Origin of the sequence: Acetobacter sp. AAB5, assembly GCF_050106715.1 — a bacterium.
Lineage (GTDB): Bacteria > Pseudomonadota > Alphaproteobacteria > Acetobacterales > Acetobacteraceae > Acetobacter > Acetobacter oryzifermentans.
In genome coordinates, this window is the sequence record NZ_JBNIEW010000016.1 from 1 (window position 1) to 21,986 (window position 21,986).

A 21,986-nucleotide genomic window follows, 5' to 3' on the forward strand; every position below is an offset into this window, starting at 1 on the left:
CCGCCCTCATCAGGCGGGTTTTTTTGTCTCACAACTTATCTCAAATGCTAAAAAACCCGCAATGGTGTCCGCGGCGGGATTCGAACCCACGGCCCCAGGATTCATACCACTGAGATAAAAGTGACGGTAAATCTGATCTGGTTAATCAGAGTAATCTACGCTAGCCATTATGGATGTTAACGCGCTCTTACAGTTTGCTTCAGTCAGTGGTCTTTTGGCCGCTGGTGCTGCTTGCTCTGGTTGCGCGGCTAACATTTGGTGGAGTTGTTTCCCCAGCCGCTTTGGTTGAAGATCCACTCAAAGACCTCATAAAACTGAGTATTCTTTGCGAGGATCAGACACCCCTTTCTGATCCTGATGGACAGCATCACCACACAACAGATTCGCAGGACGATAGTTTTCTTCTTTCCGAAGTGCTTGAGCTTTTTTTACTCAGTGTTGCGTTCTGTATTTTTGCTGGGCTTATTGCTGAAGGTGTGTGTCGAACATGGATGTTTGCACCTATCCGTGGGCCGCCTGCGCCAAAACGTACGTCTCTCTGTCCGCAAGGACCTCCCGTCTGACCTGAAATTACAGGGCCGCTCGCGCGTTTTGGCACGCGGGCTTTTCGTGTTGTTCATTCAGGTTCAGAATCATGTTTCATGTTTATGGCACTCCCCTTCGGTTTTCCGGAGTGATGGCGGCTGTGACTCTTTTTTCCGCAGCTCAGATGGCCCATGCACGTTCTCAAATACAGCATGGCAAGCTCGTATCTCCGGTGAGGCAGCAGGCAAAAACCGAACAGGTTACGGTAAAGGGAAATAGCCGCACTTCCGCAATGACGCATCCCGCAGGGCAAACAACGTACCATTCTGATCGAGGCAATTTTGGTAATCAGGTCGGGCAAAGTGTTGCGGATATGGTTGTGACCATTCCTGGCGTGAGCTTCACGCAAGGGAATGGCCCACGGGATACAGTGGTTTCTGTAAGAGGTTCGGGAGACCGTCAGTCTTACGGGTTAAAAAACCTACAGGTGCTTGAAGATGGCTTCCCGATGACACAGCCTGATGGAACCGCTCGTGCCGATCTTATTGATCCACATGCTTATGCGGGTGTGGATGTTTTTGAAGGCCCAGCATCAACTCTCTATGGCAATTATGCCATTAACGGTGCGATCAATTTTCGTACCCGAAAAGGAGCCGATATTCATGGCCTTGAGGTGGGTTCGGATTTTGGTAGCTTTGGGATGTTCAATAATTACGCAACGTTGGGGCTTGGTAATAAACATTATGATCTCATGATCTTTGGGAGTGACGTGCGGGGGAATGGGTTTATTGCCAATAGCCGTTACAACACTTCAACAGAAAACGTGCGGCTGCGTGTTAACCTCACATCATCAGATCGGCTTATCCTGAAATTTGTAAACAACGTTACGGATGCTTTTTTACCCGTGCGGCTGTCGCTTAACCAGTATCGGGCTAATCCCTACCAGCAGGGATGTTATAATGCTGTAAATGCAGCAGCCGGATGTGCATCCGTTAATCTGTTGGTGAATGGTCGTTACGGAACAAAGGAAGCCATGAGCCCAGAAGCTGCTGGTTTGGGCCGTTTTGACCGCCGGACAGTTGTTGGCTTGCGTTGGGAACATGATTTCAATGCGCGTACAATCTGGCGTAATCAGTTTACCTATGATCAACGCCATATTGATCAGCCAACATCGCCAGTAGCGTATGTTGGTCCGTACAATTCCTACAACGCCAGCAGCGATATAACAAACCATGCGCGTCTTGGCGGCAAATCACTGGAAACTTTTGGCGGGATCAGTTTTGATTATCTCGACTTTGGCTCTCAAACCTACAATATCATGCCGCTTGGTGGGGCCACTCGTGGTGCAATGAATTCGGAATCCTATGGCCACCAGTGGAATTTAGGTGCGCGGTTTCAGGAGGACTGGCATTTTGCCCCCAACTGGCACGTAGTGGTAGGGCTTGGGGGAACATACTCCGATATTGGGGCCACCGAGACGCTTTACAGTTATTCTGCTACAGGCCGGGATCAGCGCTATATTACGGCCAATCGCTTCTACTTCAATTTAGCGCCCGAAGGCGCATTGATTTACACACCATCAAAGAAATGGACATTTCATACCCGTGTTGGCATTGCTTATGGAACGCCGTCATCTTCAAATCTGTTCATTACGCCGCAGGGGCAATATGGTAACAATACACAACTGAAAAGCCAAACAAGTGTTGGTATTGATCTTGGTGCTGATTGGCATCCATCTTCCAATATGACTATGCAGGCAACGGGTTTTTACGAATTTTATAATAATGAACTCGTTAGCCAGTCTGCCGGTGTGAATACCGTGGGTTCCTATACGTTTAATGCGCCGGCATCCCAGCATCGGGGGATTGTTTTGGGGGTGGAGTGGAAGCCGCTTCCTACAATGCTACCGGGGGGACGTATAAAGCTCAGTTATACTTATGATAATCAGGTTTATACAAATTACACTGAGGTTCTTTCAAATAGCACCGTCTCACGCAGTTTCAGTCGTAAAGGAAATTATATTCCGGGCGTGATTCCCAATTTTCTCAATGCGCGTTTTTTGTACGATCAGCCTGATGGTGCCTTGGAAGGGCTCGGCGGTTACGCTGAGGTGACATGGCGGGATTCCTACTGGCTGGATAACGCCAATCGTTTGAAAGCTCCCGGTTACGCATTGTTGAATCTGGAAGTGCATTATGATCCGCCAACACGGCTTGGGTGGGCACATCGGTTACACTGGTATTTCGAAGTGCAGAATGTCGCAAACCAAACCTATATTGCAGGGGCAACCAACATTAGTGACAGTTTGCAGAGCAACGGACAGCAGGCAACGGCGCGTATGCTCATGAACAGTACTGGTTCTATCTATGCAGGCTCACCCAGAGCGTATTTTGGTGGCGTGCGTATCCGGTTTTGATGAAGGGCTGATAAACTCTCATGACGGATGATTTTTGGGTGGCGGTAAAAGCTGTTTAAGCTCAAGTGCAATTTGATGGGCGCTGGAATCTACCGGTATCATGCCAGCCAGATGGTTCTGGCCGTCCATCAGATACAAGAGCGAACTATGATCCATAAGATAACCAGCCCCATTACTTGCACGACGCCGTGCAGAGACATGAAATGCAGCCATTATAGGCTGCAGTTGCGCTTCGGTTCCGGTTAGACCCACAATACGTGGCGAAAAACGTTGGATATATTCTTTTACAACAGCCGGTGTATCTCGTGCGGGGTCAACCGAGATGAAAACGGGGGTAATATTTTGCCCGAGCGGCCCGAGCTCATCTAGCGCAGCCGATACGGTTGCAAGTGTCAGGGGGCAAACATCTACGCAATGTGTGTAACCAAAGTAGATGAGCGTATAACGACCTTGAAAATCAGTTTGTGAGACTACGTGCCCGTTTTCATCAGTCAGGGCATAGGGCCCACCAATTTGGGTATGGGAATGTGATGTTAGGACTGCCCGCAGCCCTGCTGCCCCGATAAGCAAAGCAAAGATAATTCCCATAACAGGCAAAATTGTTTTCCAATTTTGTTGGCGTGGCGAGGGAGGTTTTCTCCTATCAGATATGATTTTGCGTGAGCTCTTCTGGGTCATGACCACATTATAGCAAAGAGTGGATATACGTGCAGCAAAGCATTGTCAGTGCATTATAGAAGAACTTTCGCTTGTAAGCGGCCCGTATATTTTGGGGAGGGATAGGAACAGGCCTTGTCCATTCAGCGTTAACGTTTGGGCAAATATTTTTGTGCCTGAATAATTGTTTCTTCGGATAAAGATCATGTCGAAACCTGTTCTTATTATTGGTGCAGGGCCTGTCGGTCTCACCATGGCTGTGGAGCTGACCCGTTACGGCGTGCCAGTCAGAATTATCGATAAGTTGCCAACACGCACCACTCAATCTCGGGCGCTGGCTATCTGGCCTCGAACTCTGGAGTTGTTGCAAGCTGCTGGTTGTGTAGAGGTTTTTGTTGCCAATGGGCTGCACGCAAAATCCCTTAGTATCCACTGGGGGAGTAAGACTCTCGCCCGTATCCCATTTAAGACAATAGCTTCTTGTTTCAATTATTTACTGATGCTTCCACAATCTGAAACCGAGAGATTGTTAGAAGAACACCTCGAAACTCTTGGCTGCACTGTTGAGCGCGAAACAGAGCTAACAGACTTTGTTAACGGGGATGATAGCGTTTTGTGCACTCTTACACATAAGAAAGGTGAGAGTGAGACCTTGGAAGCGACATGGCTTATTGGCTGCGATGGTGCCCATTCTTTCGTGCGCGGCAAACTTGGTATGGTCTTCGAAGGAGACACTCTTCCCATAAATTTTGTTATTGCTGATGTGCATGTGGAGGGGCTTGCGATACCGCCTGATGAACCAGCTATTTTCTGGCATCATGATGGTGCAATCATGATTTTTCCGATATCGCGAGATCGCTGCCGTATTATAGCTGACCTTGGTTCTGCCCCATTGCATATGCCGGACTTGGAAGAAATGCAGGTAATCATAGACCAACGTGGGCCGGGTGGGATTACTTTATCCGATCCGATATGGCTATCAGATTTTGGTATTAATGAACGTAAAGTTCATGCGTATCGCAAAGGCCGGGTATTTCTGGCAGGTGATGCAGCACATATCCATAGTCCTGCAGGTGGCCAAGGCATGAATATGGGCATGCAAGATGCCTTTAATCTTGCATGGAAGCTAGCACTTGTAGAACAACAAAAAGCTAAACCCTTCTTGCTTGAGAGTTACAGTATTGAGCGTAGTGGCGTGGCACAGCAGATATTGTCAGATTCCAGCCGTATGACCAAAGTTGTGCTGCTCAGAAATCACCTCTTGCAGAGAGTGCGTAATCTTATTGTAAAATTGATTTTTCGCATTCCGATGGTTCGTCGTGCTGTTGCTAACAGACTTTCTGGTGTCATGATCAGTTATCCTAATAGCCCTCTCAACGCGGGTCGAATACGTGGATTATATGGCCCCTATTCAGGGCAAAGATTGATTTTGAAGAGCAACTTTCAGAACGACAATACTCCTCGTTTTTCGCTTGTGGCACGAGATAATATGGAAGCACGAGCTATGATATTACGTTATCCATTTTTATTAAAACCAAAGGTATATTCATCATCTCACAAAAACGGTATCTGGCTTGTAAGGCCAGATGGTTACATCGCAGCTACTGCACGAAGTGGAGAATGGAGAGTTATTGATACATTTTTATCCAGCATAGAGATAAAGCAGTAGGCAACGACATTTTTTCTCGTTGCCAACGCCTGCAGAGTATGTCGGCATTATTTGTAAATCATAATATATTTGGTAATTTAAAATATTAGCTCTATTTAAAATTAGGTATATTTAGAAACTTTCATCCACCATCAAATTTTTTTGTTCAAAGCATAGGTCTTCCTCCAGTTACGGGAAGAACAGCGCCTGTTGTATAACTTGCTTCATTTGAAGCGAACATGACATAAGCAGAAGCGAGTTCCGCTGGCTGCGCAGGCCGACCAAGCGGTGTATTTTTACCAAAATTGGCAACATCTTCTTTTGGCATTGTAGATGGAATAAGAGGTGTCCAGACGGGCCCCGGAGCAACGGCATTAACGCGTATGTTTTGCTTGCCGAGCATTTGAGCAAGGCTTGCCGTAAAATTAGAAATGGCGGCCTTTGTCGCTGCATAGGCAGGAAGGTGAGGGGAGGGCTGGACAGCGTTTATTGAGGTTGTGTTGATAATGGAAGCACCGCTGTTTAAATACGGCAAGGCTGCCTGACATAGAAAGAACATACCGTAAAAATTTGTGCGGAATGTTGTATCAAGTTCTTCTTCATCAATTTCTGAAAGATCTATTACGGATTTTTGGTGTGCAGCATTATTTACCAGAATATCGATCTGCCCGAATGCATCAATTGTGCGTTTTATTATTTCGTTACAATGTGATTGCCGCCGGATATCTCCCGGAAGCAAGATAGCTCGACGTCCAGCTTTTTCTACCCATTCAGCGGTTGTTTGGGCATCTTTGTCTTCGGTATAATAAGCAATTGCGATATCTGCACCTTCACGCGCAAAAGCAATAGAAACTGCCCGCCCTATTCCGGAATCTGCTCCAGTTATTAAAGCAACTTTTCCAGAAAGTTTACCAGACCCCCGATAACTTTTCTCTCCATGATCTGGAATAGGATTCATTTTATCCGTTTCACCAGGGACAGTCTGATGTTGAGAGGGAATTTTTTCTTCATGTGCCATCATGTTTCCTCCTTAGGACTATAAATTATCTTGCATTTTTCTTGCGAGTTTCAGCCGCCTTTCGTGTGGAGTCAGAACGTTCTTCTGCTGTGCGATGGGTGGAAGCTTCTCCGCCAACCTTGCCGCCTTTGCGTGATGGTTCATGCGTTACGGCATGGCTTCTTCCGGAGCCACTTTTTTTACCACCTCCAGTTTCTTTATTGACAGTAGCCCAAGCTCGGCGCTCGGCTTCTTTTTCGCTTACACCACGTTGCTCGTAGTTGTTTTCTATATGCTCGGCTTGTCGTTTTTGCTTGTCTGTGTAAGCAGATTTGTCACCACGAGGCATAGTTTATGCTCCGTTTTCTAAGGTTTTAGATCTATTCTCGTATCTTACGAGATAGAAATAGATGTTTGATAACAACGCTAAAAAATAAGAAAGGTTTTCCTGAGATCAGGGTCTTTTATATTGGTGTGCTGGGGATTTAAGTTCCAAGAAGTTCAAAAAGTAAAACTGACCGTTCTGTTAGGGTGAAAACAGTTTTTTGTTCAAAAACATCTTTTTCTATGTCCTTGCCAGCATTAGGGCGGTTAGTATCAAGGAGTAATTTCCAGGCTCCGCCTTCAGCTTCAGGCAAGGTAAATTCTATACTATCTGTCCAGCCATTTAAAACCAGCAATAATGTAGTATCTCCACCACGTTGTATGATGCCGCTAGGTTGGGCACGGCCATCCAGCATCAGGCCAAAGCATTGTGCATAATCCCACTCTTCTTGCATCATTTCCGTACCATTAGCGCTGATCCAAGTGAGTTCTTTAACATCCAATTCCTTGTTGTAGGCTTCAGTAAGAAAACGGCTACGTCGTAAAATAGGAAAATGTTTTCTAAGGCTTAGTATTCTTTGGGTGAAAGTTTTTAGGATTTGTCCTTCTTCTTCAATGTTCCAATTTATCCATGAAATATCGTTATCTTGGCAATAAGCATTGTTGTTTCCATTTTGCGTGCGGCCAAATTCATCTCCGGCCAATAGCATGGGAGTGCCTTGAGAGAACAGAAGGGTTGCCAGCATATTTCGGCATTGCCGCCAACGCAGAGTATTAATGCCTTCATCATGTGTGGGGCCTTCAATACCATAATTGCAGGAGCGGTTGTTATCTGTTCCATCCCTGCCATCTTCACCGTTGGCATTGTTGTGTTTGTCGTTGTAGGAGACACAGTCTTTAAGCGTGAAGCCATCATGCGCTGTAATAAAATTAACGCTTGCCCATGCTTGCCGCCCGCTATGGTTAAAAAGATCTGGGCTACCAAGAAGGCGTGGGGCTAAAGCTGCGGCACGAGCTTCTCCACGCCAGAAATCTCGGACAGTGTCACGAAACTGGTCGTTCCACTCTGCCCAACTGGGAGGAAAATTTCCAACCTGATATCCGCCGGGACCAATATCCCACGGTTCGGCTATCAGCTTCAGATGCGCTAGGGTTGGGTCCTGCCGGCAGACGCGCAAAAAACCAGCTTGGCAGTCAAATCCGTTTTTTTCCCGTGCTAAAATAGAGCCGAGATCAAAGCGAAAACCATCTACGCCCATTTCCTCAGCCCAGTAACGCAGGCTATCAGCCACAAACTGTATGACATGCAGGGTATTCAGGTTGAATGTATTTCCCGTGCCTGTATCATTGATGTAGTAACGGAAATTATCAGGCATAAGCCGATAGTAAGAGGCATTGTCCAACCCCTTAAAGGACAATGTGGGCCCAAGCTCATTCCCCTCTGCTGTATGATTATAGACAACATCCATAATAACTTCCAGATTGGCTTCATGACAGCGCGCGACCATCTGCCGGAATTCTGCAGCCGGATCAGTATGGTTTGCCGCGTAGCGTGTATCCGGAGAGAAAAAACCAATGGTATTGTAACCCCAATAGTTTGTAAGGCCTTTTTCTATAAGGGATTGGGCATTTACAAAACTTTGAATAGGCAAAAGTTCAATAGAAGTTACACCCAGAGACTTAATATAATTCAGTACAGAGTGATGACAGAGGCCGGCATAGGTGCCGCGCAGGTTCTCAGGAACCAAAGGGTTGTTTTGTGTAAAACCTTTAACATGTGTTTCATAAATAACAGTGTCAGACCAACGTATTTTTAAGGGCTTATTGTTTCTTTCTGATGGTGTGGGGATAATACATTTGGGAATAAAAGGCGCACTGTCTTGTTCATCAAAGCTTAAATCCAGATCAGGATGGCTGAGTTGATAGCCAAAAAGGGCAGGGTTCCATTCCAGATTGCCTAAGTGACCCCGAGCATATGGGTCTAAAAGAAGTTTGTTTGGGTTAAAACGATGCCCAGCATCAGGTTCGTAGGGGCCATGCACACGCAATCCATAAAGCTGGCCGGGTTGTAAATCTGGTATCCAACCGTGAAAAACTTGGTCTGTGTATTCCGGAAGACGAATACGGTCTGTTTCTGTTTTTCCGTCTTGGTCAAAAAGACAGATATCTACAGCCGTAGCATTGGCCGAAAAAACAGCAAAGTTAACACCGGATCCATCATATGTAGCCCCAAGCTCAATGGGGTTTCCTTCACGTAGGCGTTGACGAAGCGGAAGACTCATTGGCAGTGTCCTAACTTCAGGCAAAAGGTCCATCCATTCTCCGCCCCTTGGCGAAAATCATGGCATGCGTAAGGCTGTAACGCGCTGTTCCGGCCAAAATTCAGTAACATAATCGTGTGTGTGAGACATTTTAATACAGTCGGCGTTCTGTACGTAATTGCCACTGATAGCCGTGTCATATCTGTCAGGGCGGAATATTCCATGCAAAGCATACAAAAGGGATGAGACATGACGCAGACATCCGTTGCAATGCTACCAGCTAATCTGAATGTTCTTTCCGTGGCATCAGAAATGTATCCACTTATAAAAACTGGTGGCTTAGGGGATGTCGTCGGGTCTTTACCCAGTGCTTTGCGTCCGTATGGAATAAAAACACATACATTATTGCCTGGGTATCCTGCCGTTATGGAAGCTTTGGAAGAACGGCAGGTTATCAAACAGTTTGAGAATGTCTTAGGATATACAGTTACTCTTTGGGAGGGGGTAACAAAAGACCGTGCGTTGTTTGTGGTTGATGTGCCTGCTTTGTATAATCGTGTGGGAAATCCCTATGGCAGCCCAACGGGGCTGGATTGGCCAGATAATGGCATACGCTACGCCGTTTTTGCGCGGGTGGGTGCATTTATTGCTCAAGGATGCTTAGACCATTGGCAACCTTCGGTGGTGCAAACTCATGATTGGCATTCTGCGTTGGTTGCAGCTTATTTACACTATGATGGTGTAAAGGCTTCGCCTGTTTCTCATGTTATTCATAATTTGGCGTTCCAAGGTATTTTCCCGCGCGATAAATTGGAAGCATTTGGATTACCTGCGCGCGCATTTGCTGTGGAAGGTTTAGAGTATTATGGGCAGATAAGCTTTTTAAAAGGTGCTCTGCTGTTTGCAAATCGGTTAACAGCGGTATCTCCTACATATGCAGAAGAAATTCAAACGCCAGAACATGGCATGGGGCTTGATGGCCTACTGCGCAGCCGGTCTATTGTATTGAATGGTATTCTGAACGGTTTAGATCTTTCGGAATGGGATCCCATGACAGACCCAGCCGTGACATTCCCATATGCAGTGGGTGATAATGTAGGGCGTCGTGCTAATAAAAGAGTATTACAGGCCGAGTTTGGTTTGCCACAAAAGGCGGATGCATTTCTTCTTGGGCTTGTTAGCCGCTTAACCACTCAAAAAGGTGTGGATATTCTGGCTGAAATTGTACCACGCTTGTTTGAATGGAACATGCAACTTATTGTTGTTGGGGTAGGGGATCGGGAAATTATGCGATCTCTTGCAGAATTGCAAAGCCGTTATCCGCATCAATTGGCGTGCCATCTCAATTATAGCGAAGTTCTCGGCCATAAACTGCATTCTGCTGTTGATGCTTCTCTTATCCCGTCTCGGTTTGAGCCATGCGGTCTAATCCAGTTGCATGCGCTGCGCTATGGGTCTGTGCCTATTGCGGCTCGCGTTGGAGGGTTATCAGATACTATTGTAGATGCAAACTCTGCGGCTATAGCAGAAGGTGTTGCAAACGGTATTCTATTTTCTCCAACAAATAGCGAAACACTTTTGGCAGCTGTAAGACGGGCATATGCTCTATTTCAGCAAAAATCTGTTTGGGCACGTTTGCAGCGTAATGGCGCATTGCATGATGTTTCGTGGGAAGGAAAAGCTGCTGGCTATGCACAAATGTTTAGAGAACTGGCAGGATATTTACCATCACATCATAATACTCACGATGAAATTGCACCACGCAGAGGGGATATTTTACAGCGTCCATTCCGAACATTGCGCAGAATACAGCCTGCCCGTATGCCGCTTGGTGGCCAAAAAAGTGAAAACCTGAAGCGTACGGGCACTCATGCTTGACCGAAATATGCGTCATTATTCTGCAAGGTGAATCCGGTATGTATTGCAATGTCTGCTAATTCTATATCGAAAAACCGAAAAATGGCTGATTTAGTTCTTCAAAAGAAAATTGAAGATCTTGCTGAGGGAAACTGCTCCAACCCCTTTGCTGTGCTGGGCCGCCATCCTGATGGACGTGGTGACATTGTGCGGGTCTTTTTTCCGGATGCATTTGAAGTCCGGGTGGTCATTACCTCGGCAGATGGTTCTACGCTTGAGCGGCAAATGCAGCGTATTCATCCTCATGGCGTATATAGCGTTACTATTCCTAAACGTAGCCAAAGTTATTTTGTGCGGGTGAAGTGGGCTGATAGTTGGCAAGATGTTGTTGATCCTTACAGTTTTGGCAAACTGCTGGGTGATCTGGACCTGCATTTGTTTTCTGAAGGGCGTCATCATTCTCCAGATGAAATTATGGGCGCGCATTGTATCCGGATAAACGGTGTAGAAGGCGTGCGCTTTACAGTCTGGGCGCCTAATGCGCGTAGGGTATCGGTTATTGGAGATTTTAATATATGGGATGGCAGGCGCCACCCCATGCGATTGCGGCATGAGGCAGGGGTGTGGGAACTGTTTATTCCCGGCCTACTAGCTGGTGAACGTTATAAATACGAGATTCTTTCTGCCGACAGTCAAGTTTTGCCAGCAAAGGCAGATCCCTATGCCCGTTTTACGGAAAAACCTCCAGCAACGGCATCACGCGTTGCAGCCCCAGAAACTTATGAATGGCATGATGAAGACTGGATGGCGCAAAGGCATAAACGGCACGAGGTAAATGCTCCGCTCTCCATTTATGAAATTCATGCGCCTTCATGGAGGCTGCCACAGAGCGGACAAGGGTTTATGTCCTGGAGCAGTTTGGCCGATGCGCTTATTCCTTATATTCAGGAACTTGGATTTACACATATAGAACTTCTCCCAATTACAGAATATCCTTTTTCCGGATCATGGGGGTATCAGCCAGTAAGTATGTACGCTCCAACGGCCCGGCATGGAGAGCCTAATGAGTTTGCTGCATTTGTAGATCGGTGCCATCAGGCTGGTATTGGGGTGATTATGGATTGGGTGCCAGCTCATTTTCCTTCCGACCCGCATGGGCTTGCATGTTTTGATGGGACGCATCTTTACGAACATGCTGACCCGCAGGAGGGATTTCATCAGGATTGGCACACGCTTATTTATAACTTTGGCCGAAACGAGGTACGAGGATTTCTGCTGGGAAGTGCCTTTTACTGGCTTAGGCGCTTTCATATTGATGGTCTGCGGGTCGATGCCGTTGCATCCATGCTGTATCGCGATTACAGCCGGAAGGAAGGAGAGTGGAAGCTGAACATTTATGGTGGACGTGAAAACCTTGAAGCTGTCTCATTTTTTCACGAACTCTCTGCACTCATACGGGATACGCATGATGATGTGGTGCTGATAGCCGAAGAGTCCACTGTATGGCCGGGTGTGACCATGCCTTCTGAAACAGGTGGGCTAGGATTTCGGTTTAAGTGGAATATGGGGTGGCTGCATGACACTTTGCGTTACATGCAGCGGGATCCCCTTTGGCGCAAATACCATGCGAATGATCTCACCTTTGGCATGATCTATGCTTATTCTGAGCGATTTATTTTACCGCTTTCCCATGATGAAGTCGTGCATGGCAAAGGTTCTCTTTTGTCGCGTATGCCGGGGGATGAGTGGCAGAAGCATGCCAACTTACGGTGCCTTTATGCGCTTATGTGGGCGTATTCTGGCAAGCCACTGCTTTTTATGGGAGGGGAGTTGGCACAATGGGAAGAGTGGAACCATGATGACCAAATTGCCTGGCACAGGCTGGAGGAGGCATTAGGCAAGGGGGTGCATAATACGATTGTAACCCTTAATCGCCTCTATCGCTCTTATCCTGCCTTATATGCGGATGATTACCGCCATCATGGTTTTCAATGGGTGATTGCAGACGATACGCAGAATTGTGTTTTTGCCTGGTTACGTTATGCGCCGGATGCAGCACCAGTTCTTGTTGTTTGTAATATGACCCCAGTGCCTCACCATAATTACCGAGTAGGTGTGCCGCATGGTGGATATTGGCACGAAATTCTTAATACAGATGCGGCATGTTTTGGTGGCTCTAATGTTGGTAATGCTGGCGGCCTGCATGCGCAGGATATGCCTGCTCATGGTATGTGTTGTTCTCTAGAGGCAACGCTTCCACCGCTTTCTGTTTTGTATTTTAGTCCGGTTGTGTCCTAGGCACGTTATTCTTTCTTGAAAGGCTGCTGAGCATGCGTGCATTTCATTTTAGAAAAACTTTTGGTGCAGAGATTTTGGATGACGGGCGAACTGTATTTACTCTTTGGGCGCCATCAAGTGAAGATGTTTTTCTGAAAATTGATGGTATGCAAAATCAGAAAATGCATTCTGATGGGTTGGGGCATTTTAGTATTACAGCATCTTGTAGCGCAGATGCGCGTTATTGCTTTTGTGTTTCTGATGGTCAATGTGTCCCAGATCCTGCAAGCCGCAGTCAGCCTGATGGCGTGTTAGGTGCAAGTGAGGTGATAGATCCAAAACAGTACCAATGGCAGCATCCTGAATGGCAGGGAAGGCCATGGCATGAAGCTGTCATTTATGAGCTTCATGCGGGTTTGTTGGGGGGGTATGATGGCATATGCCGACAGCTAGATGAACTAGCGGCTTTGGGCATTACGGCTATTGAACTTATGCCAATAAACAGCTTTGGGGGCACGAGAAACTGGGGATATGATGGTGTTTTGCCATATGCTACAGCAGTGTCTTACGGGCACCCAAATAAACTAAAACATCTGATTGATGCCGCACATGCGCGTAATATTATGGTTATTCTTGATGTTGTGTACAATCATTTTGGACCTGTAGGAAATTTTCTACCTATTTATGCAGATGATTTTTTCGATCATGATCAGCATTCAACATGGGGAATAGGCATTCATTTCAACAAACCTGACGTAAGAGATTTTTTTATAGAAAATGTGCTCTACTGGATTATGGAATATCGGTTTGATGGTGTACGGATTGATGCTGCATCTGCCATTTCTGATCATACATGGTTTGGGGCTTTGCAGGAACGGGTTCAGACCACGATTGAGCCTGGACGCCATGTGCATTTAATACTCGAAAACGAAAACAATGATGCAGGCTTACTCAGGAACGGTTTTACCGCCCAATGGAATGATGATGGCCATAATGCCTTACATGTGCTTCTGACCGGAGAACATGAAGGATATTACAAAATGTTTTCTAAAGACCCGACAGAGGATATGGCTCGGGTTTTGGCGGAAGGTTTTGTTTATCAAGGGCAAATAAACCCTTATTCTGGCAAAAACCGAGGAATGCCAAGTGATGATTTGCCAGCGACAAAGTTTATTCTTTTTTTGCAAAATCACGATCAGACAGGCAACAGGGCATTTGGAGAGCGATTATTAGTGCTGGCAAAACCAGAGGCTGTGAAAGCCGCTTACGCGTTGCTTCTTTTAAGCCCGATGATTCCCATGATTTTTATGGGGGAAGAATGGGGGTGTATCACGCCATTTTATTTTTTCTGTGATTTTCATGGTGAATTGGCAGAGCGTATTAAGGAAGGGCGACGAAACGAGTTTTCTCAGTTTTCAACATTTCAGGATGAGACGATACGGAAACAGATCCCAGACCCCAATGCATTAAGCACTTTTGAGGCGTCTAAGCCAGATAGAAGCTTGCGAGATACAGATTCCGGCAAAGCGTGGCTTGCCCTAACGCATCATTTGCTCGCATTACGTAAAAAATGGATTATTCCTTATTTACATCATGCGCAGAGCGCAGGTGTAAAGATAATAGGAATAGGCGCTATATGTGCGCGTTGGTCTTTAGATAATAAAAAATTACTTACTATTTTTATAAACCTTTCTGACAAAGAATACGAAATTATAGAACCACATAGCCTCATTTACACTGTGCCAGATACAAGGCAGGCAGGCGTATTACCTGCATTCAGTTTTGTGGCTAGTCTGGAAAATATGCCATGAACAGACCATTACGTGCGACATACCGCATTCAGTTTCATAAAGATTTTACATTGTATGATGCTGTTTTGCTTGTGCCATACCTTGAAAAGCTTGGTATCAGCCATATTTATGCCTCTCCGCTCTTGGCATCAGTGCCGGGGTCTATGCACGGTTATGATACAATCAGTTGGGATTATATTGATCCAGAAAGAGGGGGAGAGGCTGGGTTAAAGGCTTTAGTAGATGCGCTGCATGCGCATAATATGGGTCTTATTCTTGATATTGTACCAAATCATATGTCCACGAACCATCAGAATTTGTGGTGGCAAGATGTTTTGCAATACGGAAATAAAAGTAAGTATGCAGATTACTTTGATATCGATTGGGCCGTATCTCAAGGACAAAAGAAACACCGTATTATTCTTCCATTTCTTGATAAACCCTTGAGTGATATTTTAAAAGAAAATAAAATTCGTTTTTTGTATCATAATGAGGAAAAATCTTTTATTATTGCATATGAGGATAGAATTTTTCCTGTAGCCTTAGAAAGTATGGACTGGGTTGTCGGTTTTCCTGGTTTTAAAAATGCGGAAAAATTTCCTCTTTATTCAAAGCAGCTTTTAATAGATTTCTTTTCTTCTGAAACTTCAGAAGGCAGGCAAAATCTTTTGATGTTGTTACAAAAGCAACATTATCAACTGGTTTGGTGGCGCAATGCGGGTGATTTGGTAAACTGGCGTCGTTTTTTTGATGTTACATCTCTGATTGCGCTTCGTATGGAACGATCAGAAGTTTTTGCGCGCACGCATGCCTATGTATTTGATTTATACCAACGTGGTTTGATTGATGGTTTGCGGATTGATCATGTTGATGGTTTAATACAGCCGATTGAATATTGTCAGAATTTACGAAAAGAATTAGAAAAATTAAATAAAAAAAGACCAGAATATTTATATAATACCCCTATTATTTTTGCGGAAAAAATTCTAGCTGATAAGGAAACCCTTTCAAAAAAATGGTCAATTTCTGGCACGACAGGTTATGATTTTCTTGAGCAGAGTTCTCTCCTTTTGCATAATCCAGAAGGAGAGAAAAACCTGAATATTTTATGGGAGAAATTTGGAGTTTTTCCTTATAAACAAGTGCAGAAAGCAGCACGAAATGAAAAACTGAATTCTTCATTTTATAAAATGTTTCAGGATCTCATTCAGGCTTTTATAAATATTTTTCCACCAGAACAGGATATAACGGCACATTCTATAGAAACTGTGATACGAAAAGTTTTGTTAGATTTTCCTGTGTATCGTATTTATTTTTCAGGATGTGTAATAAGTAAGGAAAGTCTTTTATATTTGCAAATGGGATGTAAGGAGGCTCGTAAGGAATTACCTACTTATCATATCCCATTACTGAATAAAATTGAGCATATTTTAAGCCAAACGGTTTATCAATCATTAGATAAAAAAGGGCCTGAAAATTTATTTGTGTGCCTAACAGCCCCTCTAGCTGCCAAAGCTGGAGAAGATACAGCATTCTATCGTTATGCTCGTTTATGGTCTCGGAATGAGGTTGGAACAGATCCGAGTATTTTTTCAAAAAATTTAGAAGCATTTCACCAAGCCAATATATCTCGTTTTTCCTTATATCCGGATGCATTGTTGTGCACATCTACGCATGATCATAAACGTGGGGAGGATGGAAGGGCACGCCTTATGGTTTTAAGTGAACCCGAGGTGAAATGGCCTGAAATTGTAATGCATTGGTTTGAACAGAATGCTGACTTGCGTAAATATTATGATTTAAAAAAAACTATTTCTAGGGCGGATGAAATATTTATATACCAAACGCTGATTTCTGCGTGGCCATTAAATGAAAATGATTTTTCTCAAAGGATACAGTCTTATTTAACTAAAGCTTTACGAGAAGCAGGTTTACGCACCAGTTGGGATACACCTGATATGGCATATGAAAAAACATGCCAGAATTTTATGATGCAGCTTTTACATACATCATTTGTAAAAAATCTTGCTGCATTTATAAATAGTATTTCGCCCGCTGCTGCCATTAATAGTCTAACGCAGGTTATTTTACGTTGTGCAGTTCCTGGGGTACCGGATTTGTATCAGGGGCGGGAGGAGTGGGATTTTAGTCTTGTAGATCCTGATAATAGAAGGCCGGTCAATTATCGCAAATTGCAAGAAAATTTACAGCAAGAGGTGGATCTATTAGCGTTGGCTACCAGTTGGCGTGATGGAAGGATTAAGCAAGCTATAATATGCAAATTGCTTGGATTGAGAAAAAATTATCCGCAGATTTTTACAAATGGTCGATATGAAGAAATTTTGGTGGAAGGTCTTTTATCAAACCATGTTATTGCATTTGCAAGGGTTGAAAAAAATATAAAAATTATTGTAATTGCAACAAGGTTTAATTTTTCTCTTAACATCAATGAGTCTTTGAGAAGTTATCATAAAGGCTGGAATGAAACTAAAATTTGCTTACATGATGATCTGAAAAGTGCACTTTTCAAAAGTATTTTATGGGGAAATACTTTTGAAAACAACGATATTTCTAATCTTGCATATTTTTATGGATCGCTACCATTTGATATTCTTATAGCTCATAATCTTTCATGATATATATGTAAAATACAGCGTCCATTCAGATCAAATCTCATGTTGGGAACACATGCGTGCATCTACACGTTGTCTGATCTATAGCTGAATTGCAAAGAGATAAAAGTGATGACAACAATACTTATAACAGGTGCAGGCACAGGATTTGGTCGTGAAGCTGCGCTTCGATTGGCTGCAAATGGCTTCAATGTGATTGCTGGTGTTTAAATTGTCGCGCAGGTTTATGCATTGTCTGAGTAAGCTAAAAAGCGCAGTATGGCTTTGTCTGTTGAGAAATTAGATGTTACGTGTGCGGCGGATCGCCTTAAGGCAGCGAAGTGGGATGTTGATATTCTGCTGAATGTTGAACCCAAGGAAATTATTAGCTAACCGAAGGTGCAACAAGAGGCTGCATGGAATCAGAAAGTTACTGATAGGCTTGGTGCGCGCTCGGCCCTTGTGCGGAAAGCTTACGATATCAGACCGGGAACTCCGGCCTGATACAGTTCTCAGAATTTTATGGATGAATATCTTCGGTAGCAGCTTTACGGAAAGCAGGCAGAATGTCTGCCCATTTGGCCTCTTAATTACGGTATGAACAGTGCTTAGGAGGCCAGAATATGTTCGAGCTGTGCTGCGATACGGAAAAGAGTATGATCTTCTGCATGACGGCCCATAACCATTAGCCCTACCGGTGCTTCGCCCGTCTGATGACACGGCAAGCTGATGGCGCATAAATCAAGAAAATTGGCGATAGTGGTATTGCGCAATAAGAGCAGGTTGGTTGCCACATAACGAGTGTTATCATGCATATCGCTGATTTTTGGAGCGATAATGGGCACGGTTGGCAGAATAACAGCATCATAATGGTTCATGATATCGGCTGCCTGTTGGATTAATTTGGTTCTGCTTTGCCGTAAAGAAATGTAATCCACAGCGTTCTGCTCGTAACCTCGTAGAATACGTTGCAATACAAAAGGATCGTAAACGCTACGGTGCGTTTCTAGCAAAGGTTGATGCCAAGCAAGAGATTCAGCAGCGGGAAACCCGCCCTTGCTGTTGGCTTGAGGAATTTCTTTAAGGGGTGGGCAGGTAAATGTTTCCAGCATAACGCCGTTTTTGGAAAGTCTGCGTAAACAATTTTCCCATGTATGGGCAACCGTGTCGTCCATATTTTCCATAACAGAAGTGCCAAGAATACCTAAGCGCAGTGTGCTGCCTTCTCGTCCGGTTGGAGCATCTTGTATACGAAGTGTTCCGGTTGTCATCAGGCTATCTGCAGCCCAACAGCACTTTACGGTGCGGCCAATACTTCCAATGGAATCCAAGGTAGAAGAAAGAGGAACCGTACCTTTGGTAGAAATGCGGCGTGCAGTAGGCTTAAAGCCAACAAGGCCGGTAAGTGCTGCTGGAATACGACAGGAGCCGCCTGTATCGCTGCCAATGCCTACAAATGCCATGTTGTCCGAGACCGAAATGGCAGCTCCAGAGGAAGATCCTCCGGGAATGCGTTTTTCATGCCTGTGCCATGGATTGGCCGGAGTGCCAAAATGCGGATTGATGCCAATGCCCGAGAAAGCAAATTCGGTCATGGTCGTTCTGCCAATACTAATAAGTCCTGCTTGCTTCAGGCGTTCAATAGCAGGCGCATCCATACTTGCAGGCGGGGCATCCGCTAACACCATGGAGCCAGCTCTGGTAATGGAACCAGCTTCATCAAAGAGATCTTTAACAGAGATGGGGAGCCCAGCTAAAGGAGATGGCGCTTGTCCCTGATACCGCAATCTATCTATGGCATCGGCTTGCCTGCGCGCAGCCGCAGCATGCACAGATACGAAGGTGCGTGCTCCTTCTCCATGAGGTTCTGCAATGTTGGCTAAAGCATTTTCTACCAGTTTGCGGGCTGTTGTGCGGTTATCAGCAAGTGCCTGCGCTGCATGAAACATGGAAGAGAAGGAAGAGGACATCGGGGCAGTTCCGTGTTTATTGGCTGTCGATCCATGACAAGAATAGATTTAAGTGTATCATGGTTGGCCTATAGCCAAAGCAAAAGACAGGCAATGCAAGCTTAATGTGAATATTTGCCCAAATTGTTCATGGTGTATGAAGCTAAGCTTTTAATTATTGAGTATCCATAATCTGTGTACCTGGCCAGTTTTGCGACATCACCATGCTTTTGGCCAATTTAATAAGAATATTTCTAACAGCAACGCCTGCTTCCGTTTCAGGAATACTTTCTGGCACACACAAAGAAACGTCTTCCTGAATAACAGGGCTGCGGAGTTCATACACGCGGGATTTGCCCGGAACAATAATTTTGCTGGCAACAGACCAAGGCAAAATAGTAAAACCAATGCCAGCAGCAACAGCATCCTGAAGTGTCAGAAGCGCTTCAACTTCTGCAACAATATGCGGTTTTATCTGTTTGCGTGCAAAAGCTGTGTTGATGCGCTTACGTACAAAATTGTAATCTGGGGGCAGTAAAAGAGGAACTTCTGTAAGCTCTGAAAGCTTGACGGGCGCAGATCCTCTTTCTGCAAAAGCAGAATCTTCTGGTGCAACCAGGAAAAAGTTTTCTTTCATCAAGGGTGTGAAATTTACGCCTTTGATGGGTCCAGCACCGTGGATAATGGCCATATCTAGCCGGCCAGTCATAACCATTTCGCTGTAAATATCATCAAAGCTTTCTGTCAAATGGAGTATGATACCAGGCAGCTTGGCACGTACTTCTTTTAGAAGAGCTAAAGACAAAGTAGAGCCGGAAGAATACGGAGAAAGACCAACGGATACTTTCCCGACCAATGGGCCACCACCACTGCTGACTTCCGTCATGGCGCGATCAAGCTGTTTGATCATGGTTTGTGCGTGGCGGTAAAGCTCCAGCCCTGCTGCTGTGGGGGTTACCCCCATTTTACTGCGGATAAGCAGTTTTTGTTTAAATGCAGTTTCAAGAGAGGCTAACTGTTGGCTAAGAGCTGGCTGCGCGATGTTTAGAATATCAGCCGCTCGGGAAATGCTCCCGATATCAATGATTTTTACGAATGCCTGTAGTCGCCTGATGTCCAATTTGTGTCATCTCCATGCGCTGCATTTCAAATTATTGTTACCGAAATTCTGGCAGCAGTCAATAAACATTCGAAACGAATTTCTTGACATAATTTTCATATTTCAGGGCATGTTTATTTGAACTTTCATATAAAAATAAGTGACTATGTATCATAAATATAAAACAATAAGAAAATTATTATTATTTACATGTTTTTATATTTGTATTCTTTCCATAATATTCTTGTATGGGGGTAGAAGATTTTCAATGCTATCTCTTAAGGGCTGGTTTGGCGTACATTCATTTCATATTGATAATTGACTGAATATTCTTGCGTAGGCGCGCAAGAATATCTTCGGAGTGTATGTAATGCCGGGTTTTGCCGATCGACTTAACGGAATTGCCATTTCTGCTTCAGCCGCAATGACGGATAAAGCAACGGCGTTGAAAGCTGAAGGTATTCGGGTCATCAGCCTTTCGTCGGGGGAGCCGGATTTTCCTACACCCCCACATGTGGTTGAAGCTGCGGTTGAAGCTGCACGAGCTGGCGATACAAAATACCCGCCACAATCCGGCAAACCTGCACTTAAAAAAGCAGTTCAGAACAAATTCCTGCGTGAAAATAATCTGAACTATGCGTTGGATGAAATTCTGGTTGCCAATGGCGGCAAGCAGATTATTTTTGATGCGATTATGGCAACCTGCAATACGGGTGATGAGGTTGTTTTGCCAACGCCTTTCTGGATTAGCTATGCTGATCAGGCGCGTCTTGCTGGGGCAAGTGTGGTGCAGGTTCCATGCAAAGCAGAAAATGGTTTCAGGCTCTGTGCGGAGGATCTGGATGCAGCCATTACAGAGCGTACCAAATGGGTTATTCTAAACTTTCCTAACAACCCATCTGGTGCCTGCTGCCCTCGTGTAAATATGGAAGCTATTGCTGCAGTTCTGCTCAAGCATCCTCATGTTTGGGTCATGACTGATGATATCTATGAACACCTTGTGTATGATGGTTTTGAATTCTGCACGATTGCTGAGGTTGAACCACGACTGAAGGATCGTGTTCTCACAGTTAACGGTGTTTCTAAAGCCTATGCCATGACAGGCTGGCGCGTTGGATATTGTGGCGGCCCCAAAAATCTGGTTGCCGCTATGAACAACATGCAAGGGCAATCAACAAGCGGTATTAACACAATAGCACAGGCAGCAGCCGTGGCTGCCCTGGAAGGGCCGCAGGATTTTCTCAAAGATCGTGCGCAAGAATATCAGGCGCGTCGTGATCTTGTGGTAGATTTGCTGAACGCTATCCCGAATGTTTATTGCCACAAACCACAAGGTGCCTTTTATGTATATGCAGATATTAGCGCATGTATGAATAAGGTTTCTGCTGGCGGCAAAAAGGTTGCAACTGATACAGATTTTGTAATGGGGCTGCTTGAAGAACAGCAGGTTGCTACAGTGCAGGGAACAGCTTACGGAATGAGCCCGTTCTTCCGTATTTCCTATGCAACAGATGTTGAAACATTGCGCGAAGGCTGTGAGCGTATTGCAAAGTTTGTTGAAGGTTTGAAGTAAG

Annotated in this window: 14 protein-coding genes and 1 pseudogene; 9 read left to right on the forward strand and 6 right to left on the reverse strand. The window is 44.9% G+C overall.

The features are described from left to right. Window positions 1-173 precede the first annotated feature (173 nt). Together ACP7IZ_RS12420 and ACP7IZ_RS12425 are read left to right on the forward strand one after the other, a co-directional pair. Window positions 174-563, forward strand: coding sequence for a hypothetical protein (locus ACP7IZ_RS12420; protein WP_426849512.1), 390 nt, complete (start codon window positions 174-176; stop codon window positions 561-563). Window positions 564-634: 71 nt separating this feature from the next. Continuing rightward, window positions 635-2,941, forward strand: a complete 2,307-nt coding sequence (locus ACP7IZ_RS12425; protein WP_426849514.1) for a TonB-dependent receptor family protein — start codon at window positions 635-637, stop codon at window positions 2,939-2,941. A gap of 18 nt (window positions 2,942-2,959) precedes the next feature. Here ACP7IZ_RS12425 and ACP7IZ_RS12430 read toward each other — a convergent pair whose 3' ends face one another. Beyond that, window positions 2,960-3,529, reverse strand: a complete 570-nt coding sequence (locus ACP7IZ_RS12430; RefSeq protein WP_426849551.1) for an SCO family protein — start codon at window positions 3,527-3,529, stop codon at window positions 2,960-2,962. Window positions 3,530-3,803: 274 nt separating this feature from the next. Between ACP7IZ_RS12430 and ACP7IZ_RS12435 the strand changes: the two genes are divergently transcribed. Beyond that, entirely contained in the window at window positions 3,804-5,267 is a 1,464-nt protein-coding gene (locus tag ACP7IZ_RS12435; RefSeq protein WP_426849516.1) for an FAD-dependent monooxygenase, read from the forward strand. Between the two features lie 145 nt (window positions 5,268-5,412). Here ACP7IZ_RS12435 and ACP7IZ_RS12440 read toward each other — a convergent pair whose 3' ends face one another. From ACP7IZ_RS12440 to glgX, 3 genes are all read right to left on the reverse strand, one after another. Continuing rightward, window positions 5,413-6,267, reverse strand: coding sequence for a glucose 1-dehydrogenase (locus ACP7IZ_RS12440; protein WP_426849518.1), 855 nt, complete (start codon window positions 6,265-6,267; stop codon window positions 5,413-5,415). A gap of 22 nt (window positions 6,268-6,289) precedes the next feature. Then, window positions 6,290-6,592 (reverse strand): plasmid stabilization protein, encoded by a 303-nt coding sequence (locus ACP7IZ_RS12445; RefSeq protein WP_426849519.1) that lies wholly within the window; start codon window positions 6,590-6,592, stop codon window positions 6,290-6,292. A 136-nt stretch (window positions 6,593-6,728) separates the two neighbouring features. Further along, window positions 6,729-8,849, reverse strand: coding sequence for a glycogen debranching protein GlgX (glgX, locus tag ACP7IZ_RS12450; RefSeq protein WP_426849521.1), 2,121 nt, complete (start codon window positions 8,847-8,849; stop codon window positions 6,729-6,731). A 228-nt stretch (window positions 8,850-9,077) separates the two neighbouring features. Between glgX and glgA the strand changes: the two genes are divergently transcribed. The 5 genes and pseudogenes from glgA to ACP7IZ_RS12475 all read left to right on the forward strand — a co-directional run. Continuing rightward, on the forward strand, window positions 9,078-10,706 hold the full coding sequence (gene glgA / locus ACP7IZ_RS12455; RefSeq protein WP_426849522.1) for a glycogen synthase GlgA: 1,629 nt from the start codon (window positions 9,078-9,080) through the stop codon (window positions 10,704-10,706). Between the two features lie 48 nt (window positions 10,707-10,754). Beyond that, a complete protein-coding gene (gene glgB, locus ACP7IZ_RS12460; RefSeq protein ID WP_426849523.1) occupies window positions 10,755-12,983 on the forward strand; it encodes a 1,4-alpha-glucan branching protein GlgB in 2,229 nt (742 codons plus the stop codon). 32 nt (window positions 12,984-13,015) lie between these two features. Further along, window positions 13,016-14,773 (forward strand): malto-oligosyltrehalose trehalohydrolase, encoded by a 1,758-nt coding sequence (gene treZ, locus ACP7IZ_RS12465; protein ID WP_426849525.1) that lies wholly within the window; start codon window positions 13,016-13,018, stop codon window positions 14,771-14,773. Further along, a complete protein-coding gene (gene treY, locus ACP7IZ_RS12470; RefSeq protein WP_426849526.1) occupies window positions 14,770-17,388 on the forward strand; it encodes a malto-oligosyltrehalose synthase in 2,619 nt (872 codons plus the stop codon). Before treZ ends, treY begins: the two co-directional genes overlap by 4 nt. A gap of 105 nt (window positions 17,389-17,493) precedes the next feature. Continuing rightward, a pseudogene (locus tag ACP7IZ_RS12475) lies at window positions 17,494-17,730 on the forward strand (SDR family NAD(P)-dependent oxidoreductase); the annotation flags it as partial. Window positions 17,731-17,972: 242 nt separating this feature from the next. On the opposite strand, the gene ACP7IZ_RS12480 reads toward ACP7IZ_RS12475, so the two are convergent. Both ACP7IZ_RS12480 and nac read right to left on the reverse strand, forming a co-directional pair. After that, window positions 17,973-19,334, reverse strand: coding sequence for an amidase (locus ACP7IZ_RS12480; RefSeq protein WP_426849528.1), 1,362 nt, complete (start codon window positions 19,332-19,334; stop codon window positions 17,973-17,975). Window positions 19,335-19,488: 154 nt separating this feature from the next. Then, window positions 19,489-20,433: a nitrogen assimilation transcriptional regulator NAC gene (gene nac, locus ACP7IZ_RS12485; RefSeq protein ID WP_426849530.1), complete on the reverse strand. Its 945-nt coding sequence runs from the start codon at window positions 20,431-20,433 to the stop codon at window positions 19,489-19,491. Between the two features lie 349 nt (window positions 20,434-20,782). On the opposite strand from nac, the gene ACP7IZ_RS12490 reads away from it, so the two are divergent. Then, window positions 20,783-21,985, forward strand: a complete 1,203-nt coding sequence (locus tag ACP7IZ_RS12490; RefSeq protein WP_426849532.1) for a pyridoxal phosphate-dependent aminotransferase — start codon at window positions 20,783-20,785, stop codon at window positions 21,983-21,985. The last annotated feature ends 1 nt before the right edge of the window (window position 21,986 follow it).

Excerpts from the sequence above, each read along its gene's own strand:
- ACP7IZ_RS12425 (WP_426849514.1), top strand. The coding sequence starts at position 635 with ATGTTTCATGTTTATGGCACTCCCCTTCGGTTTTCCGGAGTGATGGCG.
- ACP7IZ_RS12435 (WP_426849516.1), top strand. The coding sequence starts at position 3,804 with ATGTCGAAACCTGTTCTTATTATTGGTGCAGGGCCTGTCGGTCTCACC.
- glgA (WP_426849522.1), top strand. The coding sequence starts at position 9,078 with ATGACGCAGACATCCGTTGCAATGCTACCAGCTAATCTGAATGTTCTT.
- treY (WP_426849526.1), top strand. The coding sequence starts at position 14,770 with ATGAACAGACCATTACGTGCGACATACCGCATTCAGTTTCATAAAGAT.
- ACP7IZ_RS12445 (WP_426849519.1), bottom strand. The coding sequence starts at position 6,592 with ATGCCTCGTGGTGACAAATCTGCTTACACAGACAAGCAAAAACGACAA.
- treZ (WP_426849525.1), top strand. The coding sequence starts at position 13,016 with ATGCGTGCATTTCATTTTAGAAAAACTTTTGGTGCAGAGATTTTGGAT.
- ACP7IZ_RS12490 (WP_426849532.1), top strand. The coding sequence starts at position 20,783 with ATGCCGGGTTTTGCCGATCGACTTAACGGAATTGCCATTTCTGCTTCA.
- ACP7IZ_RS12430 (WP_426849551.1), bottom strand. The coding sequence starts at position 3,529 with ATGGGAATTATCTTTGCTTTGCTTATCGGGGCAGCAGGGCTGCGGGCA.
- ACP7IZ_RS12440 (WP_426849518.1), bottom strand. The coding sequence starts at position 6,267 with ATGATGGCACATGAAGAAAAAATTCCCTCTCAACATCAGACTGTCCCT.
- glgB (WP_426849523.1), top strand. The coding sequence starts at position 10,755 with ATGTCTGCTAATTCTATATCGAAAAACCGAAAAATGGCTGATTTAGTT.
- ACP7IZ_RS12420 (WP_426849512.1), top strand. The coding sequence starts at position 174 with ATGTTAACGCGCTCTTACAGTTTGCTTCAGTCAGTGGTCTTTTGGCCG.
- ACP7IZ_RS12480 (WP_426849528.1), bottom strand. The coding sequence starts at position 19,334 with ATGTCCTCTTCCTTCTCTTCCATGTTTCATGCAGCGCAGGCACTTGCT.
- glgX (WP_426849521.1), bottom strand. The coding sequence starts at position 8,849 with ATGAGTCTTCCGCTTCGTCAACGCCTACGTGAAGGAAACCCCATTGAG.